The sequence below is a fragment of the Rhodanobacter sp. C03 genome (assembly GCF_002001175.1).
GTDB lineage: Bacteria > Pseudomonadota > Gammaproteobacteria > Xanthomonadales > Rhodanobacteraceae > Rhodanobacter.
In genome coordinates this window covers 273,838-291,134 of record NZ_MUNT01000006.1, presented here as the reverse complement: position 1 = coordinate 291,134, position 17,297 = coordinate 273,838, and the positions used below count along the sequence as shown (strand labels likewise).

Here is a 17,297-nt window from a genome sequence, read left to right as displayed (position 1 = left end):
GCTCGACGTTCAATGGGAGAGTGCCTCATGGCCAGTCACGGCAAATGCAGTAGTGACGCCCTGGCTATCCTCTGGTTGGCCGCCGCCGACAAACAGACGGTAGTGGCCAGCCTCCACGGCACGGTCACCCTTTGCATCGACACTGCTCAGCTGGCGTGGGGCAAGCTCGAATCTCACACGCCGGCTTTCACCAGCAGCCAGGTGTATGCGACGAAAGCCCACCAGGGCATGGCGAGGGGCCAGCGCTGAATCCATGGCATCCAGATAAACCTGCACGACTTCGTCGCCAGCGTGCATGCCTTCATTGCGAACAGTCGCGCTGACTGTCAGCGATGCGCCCGCGTGCAATTCGGCTGTCGATACCTCGGGTTTGCTATACGCGAAGTGCGTGTAGCTCAAGCCGTAACCGAACGGATAAAGCGGCGTGCCCGTGAAGTAGCGATAAGTGCGTCCCTGCATGGCATAGCTGACGAACGGCGGCAGATCGTTGGTCGAGCGATAGAACGTCACCGGCAAGCGGCCGCCCGGGTTGTAGTCGCCAGCCAGGGTCTGGGCAACCGCGAGGCCACCCGATTCACCGGGATACCAGGCGACAAGGATCGCATCGGCATGGGCTTTCGCCCAATTCAGTGCCACCGCGCTCCCCGACATCAAGACCACCACCAATGGCTTGCCACTGGCAGCCACCTGCTCAAGCAGGTTCCGCTGAAGTACTGGCAACGCAATGTCGGTACGGTCACCGCCGCTGAAACCCGGCGCGTCGACCTTCAGCTCCTCGCCTTCGACATCCGGCGACAGTCCGACGAAGGCGACGACGGCATCCGCACGTTGCACGACGGCTTCTGCTTCTGCCTGTTGCGCCTGGGCAGGCGCCAGCCATTGCAGGCGTATGCCCTGGTCCTGTCCGCTATGCACGAGTTCGAGGCGAACAGCGTGGGGATGGGTGTCGGCGAAATGCAGCGTCGCCTGCATGTGTTTATCGTCACCGTCATCGTCGATCGCCAGGCGCCCATCGATGTACAGGCGTACTGGATCGTGCCCCGTGCAATCAAAGCAACGATCGACGTGCACCGCCAAGGTGTAATCGCCGGGTCCCGGAGGAGTCAGTTCACCACTCCAGCGTACGGCGTAGCGATCGGCACGCATGCCGTCCGCGGGCGCCACATGGTCCCAATCGAAATCGATGACGCGATCGGTACGGGTCACCTGTGGCGTACCGCTGAAATCGAGGCGGTCGAAGTACTCGCCCAGCAGACCGGTTTCCGTGTGCGCCGTGGTGCGTAACGCGGTTTCTGGAATCGGCACCGGTACGCCATCGGCGATCGGGGCACCCTGCGCATAGCCGATGTACCGCGCGCCTAAGCGCTGACGCAAACCCTGCAGCGGTGTTATGGGCGCGCGCGCGGTACCGTGGTAATTCGCCTCGAGCGTCTCCAGGGTGTCGGCGTTGGGTCCGATCACGGCCAGATGCATCCCATCGCGTAACGGCAACGTGCCATGCGCATTTTTCAGCAACACCATCGATTCGAGTGCCGCCTGCAAGGCAAGCTGGCGATGGGCCGGACTATCCACCTGATCGGGACCGATGCTCGCATACGGATCGCTGCCCCTCGCACCCCACTCGCCCAATTTGTAGCGTGCGGAAAACAACCGTGTGAGCGCCGTGTCGATGACCGACTCCTTGACGTAGCCCATGGATACGGCGTCAAGCAGTTCGGCATAGGCGTTACCGCAATCGAGATCGGTACCGGCCTGGATGGCGGCCGCGGACGACTGGGCGTTATCGGATTTGAAATAGTGAAACCTGGTCATGTCGTCGACTGCATCGCAATCGGATACGACATAACCCTTGAAGCCCCAATCGTGGCGCAGCAGTGTGGTCAACAACACGTCGTCGGCGCACGCAGGAACGCCGTGCAAAGCGTTGTACGCGCACATGACGGAACCCGCGTGTCCCTCGGTAATCGCTGCACGAAAGGCGGGTGTATACGTCGACGCGAAATCGTAGGGCGAAACATCGACGTCGAAGCCGTGGCGACCGGATTCCGGCCCACTGTGCACGACCAGATGCTTGGGTGTGGCGATCGCGCGCGGATGGTCTGGATCATCGCCCTGGATGCCGCGAATGAACCCCACGGCAAGCTGACCGGTGAGATACGGATCCTCGCCGTACGTCTCCTGCCCCCGGCCCCAGCGCGGATCGCGAAAGATATTGATGTTGGGCGACCAGATGGTCAGGCCTCGGTACCGGGCATGATCGCGCGTCGCACCCACCGCATTGAATTTGGCCCGCGCCTCGACAGAAATCGTGGCACCGACCTGATTCAGCAGACTGGAATCCCAACTCGCGGCGAGACCAATCGCCTGCGGAAATACGGTGGCATAGCCGTTGCGAGCGATGCCGTGCAAACCCTCGCTCCACCAATCGTAGGCCGTGACGCCAAGTCGCGGTATGGCAGGTGCGCCGCTCTGCGTTTGCGAAATCTTTTCCGCCAGCGTCATCTTGGCAATCAGTGCTTCGGCTTGCGCTTGACCATCCTCGGCCAAAGGAAATGCATGCGTACCGAACACCGCCACGCCACCTATCCCCAGCAGCAGCGCGCGCAAGATCAAGGTGACGCGGAAAGTTTTCATGGTCAGTGCTGTGTCACAGGCAGTTCGCCCCAAATTTTCGGATCTAATGCGCAAAAAAACACCGATCGCGACCAATAGCGAGGGAGCTGATTGGCCGCGATCGGCGCGGGGAACTAAAGCCTGAGACCCTCGACGTCGACTCGATTATCGAGATGCCAGCTGGCGGCACCGATGACACCGTGTCGACCGCGCTCCATGACGCGAATAGGGACCTTTTGCAAAAACGGGCGCATCACACCTTTGTCGAGGAACCGATCGATGAAGGGACTCCCTTGCAAGAAATCGATCATTTGCGAAAGAAGACCACCGACCAGACAGATGCCACCCGTCGCGCCGTAGAGCATGGCCAGATCCGCTGCAAAGGACCCGAGCCAACCACAAAACAACGTGAGTGCCTCGCGAGCGACGTCGTCGCCACCAGCGAGTGCTGCGGATGCAACGGCGACGGGCTCGTCAAGGGACGGGTAGCGGTCGCGTATAGCGCACAGTGCGACATAGAGGCGATGCAGGCCTGGTCCGGAAAGCACCGCTTCGTAGGACACGTGACTGTCAGCCTGCGCCAATTGCGCCAGCACCTGCTGTTCGATACCGACTCGCGCAGCCAGTTGGATCTGACCAGCCTCGGTCGCCATTACACGCGGCGGTTGACCGGGAAACCATACGGCAGCACCAAGTCCGGTACCCGGGCCAAGGATGACGATGGGGCCGGCTTCCCGCACGGACATCATCGGTGCCTTCAGCGTCGTCGCGCCGAGGGAATCAATGTGCCCTACTGCGTAAGCGAGTGCTTCGAGGTCGTTGAGGAGGGTGACGTTATCGAGCTCCAGCGCCTCTTTCATCATCCGAGGCATCACGGGCCATGGGAGATTCTTGTTGATCACGGACCCGGCATGCATATAGCCGGCGCATGCGAGCACCAGTACTCGTGGCTGCACACCAAACTCTTCGCAGAAACAGCGGGCGATGTCCTCCATGTGTGGATGGTCGCTGCAGCGATAAGTCCGATAGGCAAGGATCTCCACCTCGCCCTCCTTCGCATTCGGCGCGACAAGCCCCAGGCGCGCATGCGTGCCCCCCACGTCCGCCGCAAGAAACGCTCCTGCGCGGGTAGAGGCGGATGGGCCTATCAAAGCAGTACCCAAATCGTCCGACCCATGCTCAAACGGACCCGCGGGCGGCGTGGCCGCAGACATCTCAAGCATGCGGCTGAACCCTTGGCGGATCTGAACCCTTGACGGATGGGGGGACTCGCCCGGTTGACCCGGCTTTTTCATTGGCAATGACATGTGCGCGCACCTGTATCTGCTGCGAGTCAAACCGCTCGGACCGACGGATCTGGCCCAGACGATCCAGTCAGTGTTTATCAGCGAAATAGCATTTCATATATGTTTTAGATCGTGATAATTCAAAATGCAATCTTTTTTTTCGATGCCCATCACAGCCTCGCCACAGGCACCTGTAAATTCAATGTTTATATATACACAGCAAATCAGATGCGCGATCATGCGCAAATTACGTCTTGGCAGGAGGTGGAAAGCCCCTCTCAAAAGGCGGCTTCCGAGGTCAGCGCGAGGGCGGCATGACGCAAGCGACAACCAGGCCGGGTCCGGACACCGTCAAAGATCGACGGAGGGGTGAGCTGCGGTCACCGTTGTCATTCGGCGGTGCGCCAGTCGGCAACCTGTACGAGTCGGTGGACGACGACGCGGCCGTGGCGGCCATTGCGCATGCATGGCAACGAGGCATCCGACACTTCGATACCGCGCCCTACTACGGCTATGGCCTGAGCGAGAGCCGGTTGGGCGCTGCGTTGGGTCGTCTGCCGCGCGACAGCTTTACGCTGTCGACCAAGGTCGGCCGCATCATCGACATCGATCACCGCCATACGAGCCACACCGATGGCTTCATCGTCGATGGTCGATACGCCCATTTTGATTACAGCCGCGACGGCATCCTGCGTTCGCTCGAGGCAAGCCTGAGTCGTCTGCGCACCGATCATGTCGACGTCCTGCTGCTGCACGACATCGGCGTGCTGACGCACGGAGCGAGCCATACTTCGGTGCTCCGTCAGGCACTGGATGAAGCACTGCCAGCGATGGCGGAGTTGCGTGCGCAAGGCGTCTGCGATGCCATCGGCATCGGCGTCAACGAAGAGGCGGTGTGCCTTGAGGTGATGCCGCGATTCCCGCTGGACACCATCATGCTGGCCGGACGTTACACGCTATTCGAACAGCAGCACAGCGAAGGCGTGATGGCGCAGGCACAGGCGCGTGGTGTCGCCATTCTCGCCGCCGGCCCTTACAACTCGGGCCTGCTTGGCGGAACGAATGGTCCGGGCAATTTCTACAACTACGCTCTGGCCGATGACGCCACTCTCGAAAGAGCGCGGCGCTACTACGAGATCCTCGCCCGTACCCGCACCGAGGTGGGTGCGGCGGCATTGCAATTCCCGCTGGCACACCCTGCCGTGGCAAGTGTGGTGTGCGGCTTGCGCTCCGTGGCGGAAGTCGACAGTGCCAGCGCCCGCATGCAAGCCAATGTGCCTGCCGAAACATGGCGCGCCTTGCGCGAGGCCGGCTTGATCCTGAGTGGTAGTCCCACGCCATGACCAACGCCCTGACGGTTGTCGATGCGCATCAACACTATTGGCAGCCAGCGCGCGGCGATTATGGTTGGCTGGCGCAGGCGCCGATGGCATTGCGCCAGGCTTTTCTGCCGGTCGATCTATGCGCGCAACGGGAAGCTGCAGGCGTCAAGTTCAGCGTGCTCGTGCAAGCCGCACCCACCGAGGAAGAAACACGCTACCTGTTTGAACTGGCGCGTCTCGACCCCGCCGTCGCCGGGGTTGTCGGCTGGGTCGATCTGGAATCCCCCGACGTGGGCGCTCGCATCGATGCCCTGATTCGCGACGGTGACGGACTGCTATGCGGATTGCGCCCGATGGCCCAGGACATCGCCGATCCGGACTGGCTGGCAAAGCCATCGCTCGATCGCGCTTTCGATTGCATGCAGGATTGCGGCGTGGCCTTTGATGCGCTGGTCGGCATGCCGCAATGGCCCGCGCTTCGTCGTCGACTGCAACGAAACCCGCAATTAAGTGTTGTGCTCGACCACGCGGGCAAGCCAGCCATTGCCAGCGGCGGGTTCGATCCGTGGGTTCGCTGGATCGACGAGTTGGCCCAGCACCCTCAGCTTCACTGCAAGCTGTCAGGCCTGCTCACGCTTCTCGACGAACCCGTCCATGACGACGCGATAGAACCATATGTAGACGCTCTGTTTGCGCACTTCGGCTCGAAGCGACTGATGTGGGGAAGCGACTGGCCTGTGCTCACGACACATGCCGACTTTGGCCACTGGCTTCGTATGGCCAAGATGCTGACCGAGCGCTACTCATCAGGCTCGCAGGCGGATGTATTCGCCGCCAACGCGGTGCGTTTTTACGCACTGGATATCGACTCTCTCGTTCCGAACCATATGTAGGAGCACCGCCATGATCATGCCTGCCACATCGTTTCGCATCCGGGATAAAAGCGATGCCAAAGGAGATGCCGCATGAGTGGGCGTCTATCCGGCAAGCGTGCACTTGTCACGGCGGCGGGCGCCGGCATCGGTCATGCTACTGCCCTCGCCTTTGCGCAGGCCGGTGCCCAGGTCCTCGCCACCGATATCGATAGCAGCGCGCTCGCCAGCCTGATGGCAGAGCATCCATCGCTCGCCACCAAGGTGCTGGACGTGACCGATGCGGACAGCATCGCAGCATTGGTCAGTACATCCGGTCCATTCGATGTGTTGTTCAACTGTGCCGGCTACGTACACGCGGGAAGCATCCTGGATACCGACGATGACAGCTGGCGTCGCTCGTTCGCGATCAATGTCGACAGCATGTTCCATCTGTGCAAGGCCGTACTTCCCGGCATGCTCGAGCGCGGCAAGGGCAGCATCATCAACATGGCATCGGTCGCCTCCAGCGTCAAAGGCGTACCGAACCGTTTTGCTTATGGCGCCACCAAGGGCGCCGTGATCGGCCTGACCCGTTCAATCGCTGCGGATTTCGTCGCGCGCGGCGTGCGCTGCAACGCGATCTGTCCGGGTACGGTGAAAACACCGTCGCTGACCGGGCGCGTACGCGCGCTCGGCGGCGACGAAGCGGCTCACTGGCGAAGCTTCGCCGAGCGCCAACCGATGGGACGTCTGGGTGAGCCCGAGGAAATCGCTGCACTGGCGTTGTATCTGGCATCCGACGAATCCGCCTTCACCACCGGCACCATCCACGTCGTGGACGGTGGCTGGTCCAACTGAGCGCAAGGGGCGCATGCATGAAACTGGTACGTTACGGTGCTCCCGGCAAGGAAAAGCCCGGCCTCATTGACGAAGCTGGCATGCTTCGTGACCTTTCGGCCATCATCAACGACATCGATGCAAACGTGCTTGGCCGCGATGGCCTTGCGCGCATCGCGGCAATCAACCCGCAAACACTGCCCGCTGTAGCTGGCCAACCTCGCTACGGCACGCCACTGTCGCATGTCAGCAAGATGATCTGCGTCGGCATGAACTACGCCGAACACGCCGCGGAAACCAACGCGCAGGTGCCCGAACAGCCAGTGCTCTTCATGAAAGCCACCAGCGCGATCATGGGTCCCAACGATGACGTGATCATTCCGCAGGGCTCCCTCAAGACCGACTGGGAAGTGGAGCTTGGCGTTGTCATCGGCGAGACAGCCCGTAGCATCTCGGTCGAGAACGCACTCGCGCATGTCGCCGGCTATCTCGTGGTGAACGACCTGTCCGAGCGCGCGTTCCAGTTCGACCACGGCGGCCAATGGGTCAAAGGCAAAAGCTGCGACACGTTCGGACCACTCGGCCCATGCCTGGTGACTACCGATGAGGTTCCCGATCCGCAGAATCTCCACCTTTGGTTGGAGGTCAACGGGCACCGTTACCAGAACGGGCATACACGCACGATGATATTCAACGTGGCCACACTGGTGAGCCACATCAGCCGATACATGACTCTGTTGCCTGGCGACGTCATCAGCACGGGTACGCCTTCGGGCGTTGGCCTCGGACAAAAACCCCAGATCTATCTACGCCCTGGCGACGTGATCGAACTCGGCATTGATGGGCTCGGGCGACAGCGCCAGCAGGTTCGCGCACATCCCTCCGACGAGCACGCGGCATGACTCTGACGATGTTGCACACCGTTTACTCTGGAAAGGTCACTGCATGACAAAGATCACGGCTTTGGACACTTACGATGTCCGCTTTCCGACCTCTCGGGAGCTGGATGGCTCGGATGCGATGAATCCCGACCCGGACTACTCGGCTGCCTACGTCGTCATGCGCACCGATCAACCCGGCATGGACGGTTACGGCTTCGCGTTCACCATCGGCCGCGGCAACGACGTACAGAAAGTAGCCATCGACGCCCTGGCTCACCATGTTCTGGGGCTCAACCTCGACGAAGTGATCGGCGATCTGGGCGGCTTCGCAAAGCGTCTGGTCGGCGACTCCCAATTGCGCTGGCTCGGCCCTGAAAAAGGTGTGATGCACATGGCCATCGGTGCCGTGATCAACGCCGCCTGGGATCTCGCCGCGCGCATGGCGGCCAAACCGTTATGGCGCTTCATCGCGGACATGACGCCCGAGCAGTTGGTCGCAACCATCGATTTCCGTTATCTCACCGACGCGCTCACGCCGGGTGAGGCACTGGCTATGCTCCACGCAGCGGCCACCAGCAAGACACAGCGCATTGCGCAGTTGCTTGCCGAAGGCTATCCGGCCTACACCACGTCGCCGGGCTGGCTGGGTTATGCCGATGAAAAAATGCAGCGCCTCGCACGCGAGGCGGTTGCCGCGGGCTTTCGTACCATCAAGCTCAAGGTAGGCATGAATGTGGAAGACGACGTGCGTCGTTGCCGACTCGCGCGCGAAACGGTCGGACCCGACGTTGGCATCGCCGTCGATGCCAACCAGCGCTGGGATGTGCGTGACGCCATTGCGTGGTTGCAACGCCTGTCGGACGTGCGCATCGCATGGGCCGAGGAGCCCACCAGCCCGGACGACATACTCGGCCACGCCGCGATCCGCCGCGCCGTTGCGTCGGTACCGATTTCAACCGGCGAGCACACCCACAACCGTGTCATGTTCAAGCAGCTGTTCCAGGCTGGCGCAGTCGACCTCGTGCAGATCGACGCCGCCCGTGTCGGTGGCGTCAACGAAAACCTGGCCATCCTGCTGCTGGCCGCCAAATTCGGTGTACGCGTGTTTCCGCACGCCGGCGGCGTCGGCTTGTGCGAATTGGTGCAACACCTGGCGATGGCCGATTTCGTGGCGATCAGCGGCAAAAAGGACGATCGCGCGATCGAGTTCGTCGATCATCTGCACGAGCATTTCGTCGACCCTGTGGTCATTCGCCATGGCTGTTATATCGCACCCGAGTCGCCGGGCTTTTCCGCAAAAATGCATGCGAGCACGCTGGCGCACTATCGTTACCCGGATGGTCCTGCGTGGCGCGAACCAGTCGATGTGGCAAGGGCGCAATGACCACTCCCGTCACCAGCGTTGCCGATTTGCGTGAACTGGCCAGGCGCCGCGTTCCGCGTGCCTTCTTCGAATACGCCGATCGCGGCTCGTACGAAGAAACCACCTTGCGGGCGAATCACGCGGCGCTGGCGCGGATAAGCCTGCGGCAACGGGTGATGCGCAACGTCGACAACCGATCGCTGGCGACCGACATTGTCGGCCAGCCGGTATCGATGCCGCTGGCGATTGCCCCGACCGGCCTCACCGGCCTGCAGCGCGGCGGCGGCGAGATTCTCGGCGCACGCGCCGCCGCGAAGGCCGGCATCCCGTTCTGTCTGAGTACGGTGTCGATCTGCTCGATCGAACAAGTACGCGACGCGGTGAAGACCCCGTTCTGGTTCCAGGTGTACGTCATGCGCGATCGCGGCTTTACGCGCGAACTGATCGAGCGCGCCAAGGCCGTCGGTTGCAGTGCGCTGATGCTGACCGCTGACTTGACCGTGCAAGGCCAACGTCATCGCGAGATCAAGAACGGTTTGTCGGTGCCGCCGCGGATTACCTTGCACAATCTGTTCGACATGCTCAGCAAGCCACGCTGGGCCTGGAGCATGTTGCACGCGCCCAGTCGCTCGTTCGGCAACTTGAAGGGACGTATCGAGAATACCGACAGCCTCTCCACGCTGGCGCAGTGGATCGCCAAGCAGTTTGATCCGACCCTGACCTGGGAAGACCTCGAATGGATCCGCGCGCTGTGGCCCGGCAAGTTGATCATCAAAGGCATACTCGATCCGGAAGATGCCCGTATCGCGGCGGACCATGGCGTCGACGCCATCGTCGTGTCCAATCACGGCGGCCGTCAGCTGGATGGTGCGCCGGCCAGCATCGAGGTGCTGCCCTCCATCGTGCAGGCGGTCGGCGATCGCCTGCAGGTGCTGTTTGATGGCGGCATTCTCAGCGGCCAGGATTTGCTCAAGGCGCTGGCCTGCGGGGCGCATGCCGGGTTGATCGGCAAAGCCTTTCTTTATGGCCTGGGTGCGAACGGTGAGGCCGGCGTGACGCAGGCGATCGAGCTGATTCGCCGCGAATTGAGCGTGAGCATGGCCTTGACCGGGCAGACGGATGTACGTGCTATTTCGGCCGATGTGATCTGGCGTGGCGATGCTGGAATGCGCTGAAAATCGGCAGTGTTCACAGCCGAGAGGCGAATTTCCCATCATTCCTGGGAAAGCCGGAATGACGACGATACCTGGTTGAATCTCGACGCGAATCAACACGAGATACGCCGAGCATGTCGGGATTCGCTGCGCTCATTTCATCGACGTCAGCGAAAAAATGCGCGTCATGGGCACCCACTTCTGCCCTGCCTCAGCCCACGGCAAGCGCTGCTGATAGCGATCCATCAGCGCCTCCCACACTTGCGTTTTCGGATCGTCTGCATCGCGCCTAGCCGATGCATCGTAGCCATCCGCTACCTGCACCACCATCACCAACCGATTCCCGGTACGAAAGATTTCCATCTTCTCTATCCCCGACGCACGGATCGACGCGATGATCTCGGGCCAGACATTTCCCGGTCGATGCAAGCGTTCGTATTCGGCGATGGCGGCGGCATCGTCACGCAAATCCAACGCATAGTAATGACGTGACATCAGCCGTTACTCTCCACGGGATGTCGATGTCGCTGCCAGGCGAACAGCAGCACCACCATGAAACTGCACGCAGGCACGGTCATCGCCCACGCCATGCTGCTCAGGTCGGATACCGCGCCCATCAGCGCGGTAAGCACCGCACCGCCAATAATGGTCATGACGAGCAACGCCGAACCGAGTTTGCGCTCGTCGTCGCCGCGTCCTTCCACGCCCAGGGCAAACACCGTCGGGTACATCACCGACATGAAAAAGCTGCACGCCACGAGCGCATAGGCGCCGTGGATGCCCGGCTGGAACACGGCAAACAGAGTCAATGCGATATTCACTGCGGCGAACGCCATCAACAGCCGCACCGGGGCCAGATATTTCATCAGCGCGGTACCCGCAAAACGTCCCACCATGAAACTCAGCAGCCCCGCGGTGAGGAAATTGGCGGCATCCCTGGATGACGTACCCGGCATCGTGGCCTGCACATAACGAATGGTGTAACTCCATACACCTACCTGCGCACCGACGTAGAAGAACTGCGCGAACAACGCACCGACGAAACGCCGGTCGCGCAGCAACGCGCGCAGCACCCGGCCCCCGCCCGCCGATGCTGACGCGCCGTGAGTCGCCGTCGTCCTTGGAAAACGTGTCAGCAGGACCAGCATGGCCCAGCCCAAGACCACGACACCGATGACCAGATACGGCCATTGCACGGCGCGCGTCTCGGTGGCGTAGTAGGCCGTACGTTCCGCAACGTTCATCGCCGCCAGCTGGGCAGACGAATGATCGACCCCCGAAAAAATGAAATGCTGGCCGATCAGGATGCCCGCGATCGAACCCAGCGGGTTGAAGGCCTGTGCCAGATTGAGCCGACGCGTCGCTGTTTCTCGCGGGCCGAGCAAGGTAACGAAGGGATTGGCCGATGTCTCCAGAAAGGCCAGTCCGCTGGCAATCACGAACAAGGCGACCAGAAACAGGCCATAGGTGGACGACGCCGCGGCCGGCCAGAACAACAGTGCACCCACACCGTAAAGCGCGAGCCCGAATACCACGGCGCTTTTGTAGCCGAAGCGACGCATGTACATGCCCGCCGGCATCGCGACCAGGAAGTACCCGAGGTAGAACGCGCTCTGCACCAACCCGGCGCGAAAATCACTGAGTACGAACGCTTTCTTGAATTGCGCGATCAGCACATCGTTGAGATTGTTCGCGCCTCCCCAGAGAAAGAACAGGCTGACGATCAGGACCAGTGGCAACCAGGATGGGCGGTCGGTTGGCGCGGCGCCGGCCATCGGCATGGTGTGGTCTTCTGAAACCGTCTGCACAGCCACCCTCTTCTCCCATCGGCGCGCACGAGCGCGAATTGCGGAACCAGCGTGACGGCATGACCGACATGTGCAAATATGAAACGATAATTCACCTGCAAGACAAGACGCGCCGCAACATATTCGCCTGATCGTCAAGGCAAGATACGTGACGGCGTCGTACTACAGGCGGCGAGCTGGCCGCCACAACGGAAGGAAAGTCATGCCAACTCAGACCCCCAAATACCGCGCGCCCGCGCTCGACAAAGGGCTGGACATACTCGAGCTGCTGGCGGGTGCACACAAGCCGCTAAGCATCGCCGAGATTTCCGAAGGTGTCGGTCGTTCGCGCGGCGAGATTTTTCGCATGCTGCTGGTACTCGAAGAGCGTGACTACATCACGCGTGGCGAGGGCGACTCCGGCTATTCGGTCACCACGCGGCTGTTCCGCCTGGGCATGGAGCAGCCACCGGTAAAAAGCATGATCGAAGCGGCGCTGCCAGTCATGCACCAACTGGCGGACATCAGCGGACAGGCATGCCACCTGGTCGTGCCCTCGCACGAACAAATCGTGGTGATCACCCGTGTGGACCCCCCGGGTGAGGTCGCCCTGGTCGTGCGTGTCGGGCACCGTCGCCCCATGTCCCAATCCACGTCGGGTCACGTGCTGCTCGCCTTCCAGGACGCCGCGGTGCGTGAGCGCTGGCTGGACATGATCGTCAAATACGAGCCGACGCTGGACCGCAAGAAGCTGACCAAGCTGCTGGTCAAACTGCGCGAACGTGGTTACGCCAGCGAGCCTAGCCAAGTCGTCGATGCGGTTACCGATCTTTCCGCACCGGTGCTGCAACATGGACGCGCCGTGTGCGCGCTCACCATTCCATTCATCGCGCAGCGAACCGAAGCGCGGACCACCATGGACGACGTGATCGCCGAACTGCAACACGCGACCCAGGAAATTTCCGACGCGCTGCACTTCGGGGCCGCCGCTCGTCCCGACTGAGCAATGGGCCGCCGCGCATCAGTTACGCCAAGTGCCTGATGCCTTCGCTGAGGTTCGACGTCAACTAGGAACACATCAACGCAGGACCAGAAAACATGCGGATAGGTTTACGCATCATCTTCGCTTTCGCGACCGGTATCACATGCGTCACCAGCGCTTCTTCGGCGCAGAATTTTGTCGATATCAAGCCATCGCCGCAGCAGGTGCATTGGCAGGATCTGGAATTCGGCGTGATCGTGCATTTCGGTACCAACACCTTCCTCGACCGTGAATGGGGCGATGGCATGGCCAGTCCCAAGGTATTTAATCCCGACCATGTCGATCCGGCGCAATGGGCACGCGCCGCCAAGTCCGCCGGCGCCACATATCTCGTGCTGGTCGCCAAACATCACGACGGTTTTGCGCTGTGGCCGACGGAGCAAAGCGACTACTCCGTCAAGAACAGCCCGTGGATGGATGGCAAGGGCAACCTGGTGCAAATGACGGAGCAAGCCGTCCGCAAGGAAGGCATGGGGTTCGGCATCTATTTGTCGCCGTGGGACCGTCATGAGCCGCGCTATGCCGATGCAGCCGCCTACGATAAATATTATCTCGCGCAGATGGATGAGCTGGTCCAGAGCTATGGACCGCTGACCGAATGGTGGCTGGATGGCGCCGGCAGCGCGGGTCATGTGTACGATTTCAAGAAATATATCGAAGAGCTGAGGACCTACCAGTCGAACACGATGGTCTTCGCCGATGTGGCCTTGTTCGACTACGGCGACATTCGCTGGGTCGGAAGCGAAGACGGCCATATCCACGACGAAAACTGGAATGCGATCGACCGCCACGGCGAGTTGCGCTGGCGTCCGGTGGAAGTGGATACACCGCTGCACAAACTGCAATGGTTCTGGCATCCGGACAGCGACAAGACCTTGAAAAGCGTCGATGAGCTGATCGATATCTGGGAAAACAGCGTTGGACGTGGAGGCCAGCTGATGCTTGGCATCGCACCGAATCGACACGGCGTGTTGCCCGATGCCGACGTTGCACGCCTCAAGGAATTCGGTGCAGCACTTCACGCACGCTACGGCATCGACAAGGATCTGGCCCGGCAGCATGCCGCCACCGATACGAATACCTCGACGGCCCTGGATGGCAACCCCGACACCTTCTGGTCAGCAGCGGAAGATTCGCATCACGCAACGCTGGAAGTCGATTTCGCGAAACCCGTCACCATCGATCGTGCCCTCACCATGGAGTGGCTTAACGACGGTCAATGCGTGCAGAAGTACGCGATCGAAGTATGGGCCCACGATACATGGGTGCCAGTGGCCAAAGCCGAAGCCCTTGGTCACATGAAGATCGACCGTTTCACGCCGGCGACCACCACCAAGGTTCGCCTGAATATTCTGTCCAGCGTTTGCACGACACGCATTCGCGAATTCCAGCTATTCAACGTGGCCGGTGGCTGATCTTCCGAAAGATGAGTCAGTCACGATAGGGAACTAGCTGACCACATGGCCATGCGCTCAGGCGGCATGACGGCTCTCTGAGACGGCGATGCTCGCCGTCTCAGAGAAGAACCCATGATCCTGCATCCGCGCCGGCATCACTTCACTGCAGTCAAGTCGAAACTCGTGTACCTGCCTGCATGGCACTCATACTGCGTCAACGGAAACCGCCGCCGTAGCCGGCATGCCGAAGGCGGGCGGACGATCCGCCGGATCGGCACCAAATTGCCGGTTCGGTGTGGCTCCCATATGGAATTCCAGCGTGCCGCCAGCAACCAGCTCGGCGTGACTGATCCAGCTGCGCGTCCACGGGTTGCCGTTCCACGTCATGGACTGGATATACGGACGGTCCGGGCCATTGTTGATGGTACGGATTTCCAACTTGCGGCCGCCAGTCAGGTCGATCTCCGCCTTGTCCAGCAACGGGCTGCCGAAGACATAGTTGGTGCTGACCGGATCGACCGAATACAAGCCCAGTGCGCTCATGATGTACCACGCGCTCATCTGGCCGCAGTCTTCGTTGCCGGCCAGGCCATCGGGTTCCGGCGGATACATGGTGACGGTCAGCATCCGCACGCGCGCCTGCGTCTTGTAGTGCGAGCCCGTGTACGCATAGAGATACGCCATGTGATGGCCAGGCTCATTGCCGTGCGAATACTGGCCAACCATGCCGGCGATATCCGGCGGCGCATCCGACGGCAACTTGGAGCTGGTGGTGAACAGCTCATCCAGCTTGCGCTCGAACACGTCCTGGCCCCCAAACAAATCCATATAGGCGTACAGGTCGTGCTGGTTGAGGAAGGTGGCTTCCCAGGAATTGGATTCGGTAAAGTCGCGCCACTGTTTTGAATGGCCCATGCCGCGTGGATCGAACGGTTCCAGCCACTCACCATTCACACCGCGTGGGCGCACGAAGTTCATCTTCTTGTCGAACACATTGCGATAGTTACGCGAGCGCTGGCGCAGTGCTTCGGCCAACTGCTTTTCGCCCGCCGCATCGGCCAGATGCGCGACCGCCCAATCGTCATAGGCGTATTCCAACGTTTTGCTGACCGCTTCCCAATCCTTGTCGCTGGGGATGTAGCCGAGCTTACGGTAATAAGGCAGGCCGCGATAGTCGTCATCCATCGCGCGCTTGCGATAGATCGGCCAGGCCTTGTCGTAATCAATGCCGGTAAAACCCTTGGCCTGCGCTTCCGCAATAAGCACCACGGAGTGGTAGCCGATCATGCAGCCCGTTTCGACGCCTTGCAGCGGCCACACCGGTGGGCCTTCCGGGCTTTCCTCGGCCATGCGCACCAGGCAATTGACGAAATCCGGCACGCGCTCGGATTGATACAGCGTCAGCAGCGGCGCTTGCGCACGATAGATATCCCACAGCGAATAGGTGCTGTAGTTGTTCTGGCCTTCCGGCACCTGGTGGATCTTCAGATCCATGCCCCGATAGCGGCCATCGACATCACTGAACAACGTCGGCGCCAGCATCGTGTGGTACAGCGCGGTATAGAAGACACGCATGTTGCGGCTCGAGGACGTTTCGACGCGAATGCGGCTGAGTTCGCGCTCCCACGTTTCAGCTGCTGTTTGCTGCAGCTGGTCGAAATCCCAGGCGGGCATTTCCGTTTCCAGATTGCGCAGGGCGCCGTCGATGTCCACGGCGGAAATGCCGACCTTCACCAGCACCGGCTCGCGCGCGACATCGTCGATATGCAACGCCGCCTTCAGATGCGTGCCCTTCAGTTCGCTAGTGCCACTTGGCGCCGCGGCGTCTTCCGAATACAGCGTCGCCTGCGAGAACGGACGCGACACCTTCATCGCGAAATAGATATGCCGACCATCCGCCCATTGATGCACGTGGCGGCTGCCCACCAAGGTGTCATTGCCGATTACGCGCAGTTGCGCATCGGTGACTTTGCAGGGCGTTTTATAGTCGTCATGGAAACCGTGCGCCAGATCCACCAGCAGGTGGCCATCGCCCTTGCCGTGGAACGTGTAGCGATGCATGCCGGCGCGCATGCTGGTAGTCAGTTCCGCAAGAATATCGTGATCGGTCAGGTGTACCGTGTAATAGCCGGGCCGTGCGTGCTCAGACGCGCGATCGAAGCGTGAACGGTAACCGTTGCCAGGATGCGCCTTGCTGTTCGCCGTAAGCTGCGGCCCGGGACCCGGCGCGCCGTCGAACTGCGAGTGGTAATTCACATCCGGCAAGCCGCGCGCGCCCGGCTGCAGCAAGACCGGACCCTGCGCCGGCATCACCAGCACATCGAGCATGTCGGCCGCACCGGTACCGCTCAGATGCGTATGCGAGAAGCCCATGATCGAGCCGTCGGCCTGGTGATAGCCCGACGATGCATCCCAGCCTGCGTCATTCGTATCAGGGCTCAGCTGCACCATGCCGAACGGCATCGATGCACCCGGATAGGTATGACCGTGCCCGCCGGTGCCAATGAACAGATCGACATACCGCGATACACCGCCGGTTCGCGGCGACAACCCACTTGCCTGCTTCTGCACGCCCGTGGCATCTGCAAACCGCGTGGCAAAGGCCGGTAGCGGACTACCCAGCACGGCAAGCGCGCCCATGCCTTGTAGGAATTGTCGGCGGGACACCATGCGGGCTTCTCCGTGAATTGAACGCTGGGCGGAAGCGTCAGCGACAGGCTCGGGGTGAGTGGTCGTCCCGATCATGTGCATGACGCACTCG

Annotated in this window: 13 protein-coding genes; 8 read left to right on the top strand and 5 right to left on the bottom strand. The window is 61.2% G+C overall.

Features of this window, described 5'->3' with window-relative positions; all coding sequences use genetic code 11:
* Window positions 1-9: 9 nt before the first annotated feature.
* The gene (locus B0E48_RS09545; protein ID WP_077517896.1) at window positions 10-2,634 is read right to left on the bottom strand and encodes a glycoside hydrolase family 3 C-terminal domain-containing protein; all 2,625 of its coding nucleotides are present in this window, start codon (window positions 2,632-2,634) and stop codon (window positions 10-12) included.
* 113 nt (window positions 2,635-2,747) lie between these two features.
* The gene (locus B0E48_RS09540; protein ID WP_077517895.1) at window positions 2,748-3,920 is read right to left on the bottom strand and encodes a glucokinase; all 1,173 of its coding nucleotides are present in this window, start codon (window positions 3,918-3,920) and stop codon (window positions 2,748-2,750) included.
* Between the two features lie 293 nt (window positions 3,921-4,213).
* On the opposite strand from B0E48_RS09540, the gene B0E48_RS09535 reads away from it, so the two are divergent.
* The 6 genes from B0E48_RS09535 (at window position 4,214) to B0E48_RS09510 (ending at window position 10,331) form a co-directional block, all read left to right on the top strand.
* Window positions 4,214-5,242 (top strand): aldo/keto reductase, encoded by a 1,029-nt coding sequence (locus B0E48_RS09535; RefSeq protein ID WP_077517894.1) that lies wholly within the window; start codon window positions 4,214-4,216, stop codon window positions 5,240-5,242.
* An 8-nt stretch (window positions 5,243-5,250) separates the two neighbouring features.
* Entirely contained in the window at window positions 5,251-6,114 is an 864-nt protein-coding gene (locus B0E48_RS09530) for an amidohydrolase family protein (protein ID WP_077518376.1), read from the top strand.
* A gap of 72 nt (window positions 6,115-6,186) precedes the next feature.
* Window positions 6,187-6,933 carry an SDR family oxidoreductase gene (locus B0E48_RS09525; protein ID WP_077517893.1) on the top strand — a complete coding sequence of 249 codons (747 nt, stop codon included), beginning with the start codon at window positions 6,187-6,189 and terminating at the stop codon, window positions 6,931-6,933.
* A gap of 17 nt (window positions 6,934-6,950) precedes the next feature.
* On the top strand, window positions 6,951-7,814 hold the full coding sequence (locus B0E48_RS09520; protein ID WP_077517892.1) for a fumarylacetoacetate hydrolase family protein: 864 nt from the start codon (window positions 6,951-6,953) through the stop codon (window positions 7,812-7,814).
* A 43-nt stretch (window positions 7,815-7,857) separates the two neighbouring features.
* Window positions 7,858-9,177 (top strand): L-fuconate dehydratase, encoded by a 1,320-nt coding sequence (locus B0E48_RS09515; protein ID WP_077517891.1) that lies wholly within the window; start codon window positions 7,858-7,860, stop codon window positions 9,175-9,177.
* Entirely contained in the window at window positions 9,174-10,331 is a 1,158-nt protein-coding gene (locus tag B0E48_RS09510) for an alpha-hydroxy acid oxidase (RefSeq protein ID WP_077517890.1), read from the top strand. The genes B0E48_RS09515 and B0E48_RS09510 overlap by 4 nt, the downstream gene beginning before the upstream one ends.
* Window positions 10,332-10,463: 132 nt before the next feature.
* On the opposite strand, the gene B0E48_RS09505 is transcribed toward B0E48_RS09510, so the two are convergent.
* Window positions 10,464-10,805: an L-rhamnose mutarotase gene (locus tag B0E48_RS09505; RefSeq protein WP_077517889.1), complete on the bottom strand. Its 342-nt coding sequence runs from the start codon at window positions 10,803-10,805 to the stop codon at window positions 10,464-10,466.
* Complete coding sequence (gene fucP / locus B0E48_RS09500; RefSeq protein WP_077517888.1) at window positions 10,805-12,091, bottom strand: L-fucose:H+ symporter permease; 1,287 nt, start codon at window positions 12,089-12,091, stop codon at window positions 10,805-10,807. Before fucP ends, B0E48_RS09505 begins: the two co-directional genes overlap by 1 nt.
* A gap of 229 nt (window positions 12,092-12,320) precedes the next feature.
* Between fucP and B0E48_RS09495 the strand changes: the two genes are divergently transcribed.
* Window positions 12,321-13,100, top strand: coding sequence for an IclR family transcriptional regulator (locus B0E48_RS09495; protein WP_077517887.1), 780 nt, complete (start codon window positions 12,321-12,323; stop codon window positions 13,098-13,100).
* 95 nt (window positions 13,101-13,195) lie between these two features.
* Window positions 13,196-14,554 (top strand): alpha-L-fucosidase, encoded by a 1,359-nt coding sequence (locus B0E48_RS09490; RefSeq protein ID WP_077517886.1) that lies wholly within the window; start codon window positions 13,196-13,198, stop codon window positions 14,552-14,554.
* 186 nt (window positions 14,555-14,740) lie between these two features.
* On the opposite strand, the gene B0E48_RS09485 is transcribed toward B0E48_RS09490, so the two are convergent.
* Complete coding sequence (locus B0E48_RS09485; RefSeq protein WP_077517885.1) at window positions 14,741-17,206, bottom strand: GH92 family glycosyl hydrolase; 2,466 nt, start codon at window positions 17,204-17,206, stop codon at window positions 14,741-14,743.
* Window positions 17,207-17,297: the final 91 nt, after the last annotated feature.

Bases quoted from the DNA above. Each gene is read 5' to 3' on its own strand.
- B0E48_RS09545 (WP_077517896.1), bottom strand. From the start codon at position 2,634: ATGAAAACTTTCCGCGTCACCTTGATCTTGCGCGCGCTGCTGCTGGGG.
- B0E48_RS09540 (WP_077517895.1), bottom strand. From the start codon at position 3,920: ATGTCATTGCCAATGAAAAAGCCGGGTCAACCGGGCGAGTCCCCCCAT.
- B0E48_RS09535 (WP_077517894.1), top strand. From the start codon at position 4,214: ATGACGCAAGCGACAACCAGGCCGGGTCCGGACACCGTCAAAGATCGA.
- B0E48_RS09525 (WP_077517893.1), top strand. From the start codon at position 6,187: ATGAGTGGGCGTCTATCCGGCAAGCGTGCACTTGTCACGGCGGCGGGC.
- B0E48_RS09520 (WP_077517892.1), top strand. From the start codon at position 6,951: ATGAAACTGGTACGTTACGGTGCTCCCGGCAAGGAAAAGCCCGGCCTC.
- B0E48_RS09515 (WP_077517891.1), top strand. From the start codon at position 7,858: ATGACAAAGATCACGGCTTTGGACACTTACGATGTCCGCTTTCCGACC.
- B0E48_RS09510 (WP_077517890.1), top strand. From the start codon at position 9,174: ATGACCACTCCCGTCACCAGCGTTGCCGATTTGCGTGAACTGGCCAGG.
- B0E48_RS09505 (WP_077517889.1), bottom strand. From the start codon at position 10,805: ATGTCACGTCATTACTATGCGTTGGATTTGCGTGACGATGCCGCCGCC.
- fucP (WP_077517888.1), bottom strand. From the start codon at position 12,091: ATGCCGATGGCCGGCGCCGCGCCAACCGACCGCCCATCCTGGTTGCCA.
- B0E48_RS09495 (WP_077517887.1), top strand. From the start codon at position 12,321: ATGCCAACTCAGACCCCCAAATACCGCGCGCCCGCGCTCGACAAAGGG.
- B0E48_RS09490 (WP_077517886.1), top strand. From the start codon at position 13,196: ATGCGGATAGGTTTACGCATCATCTTCGCTTTCGCGACCGGTATCACA.
- B0E48_RS09485 (WP_077517885.1), bottom strand. From the start codon at position 17,206: ATGGTGTCCCGCCGACAATTCCTACAAGGCATGGGCGCGCTTGCCGTG.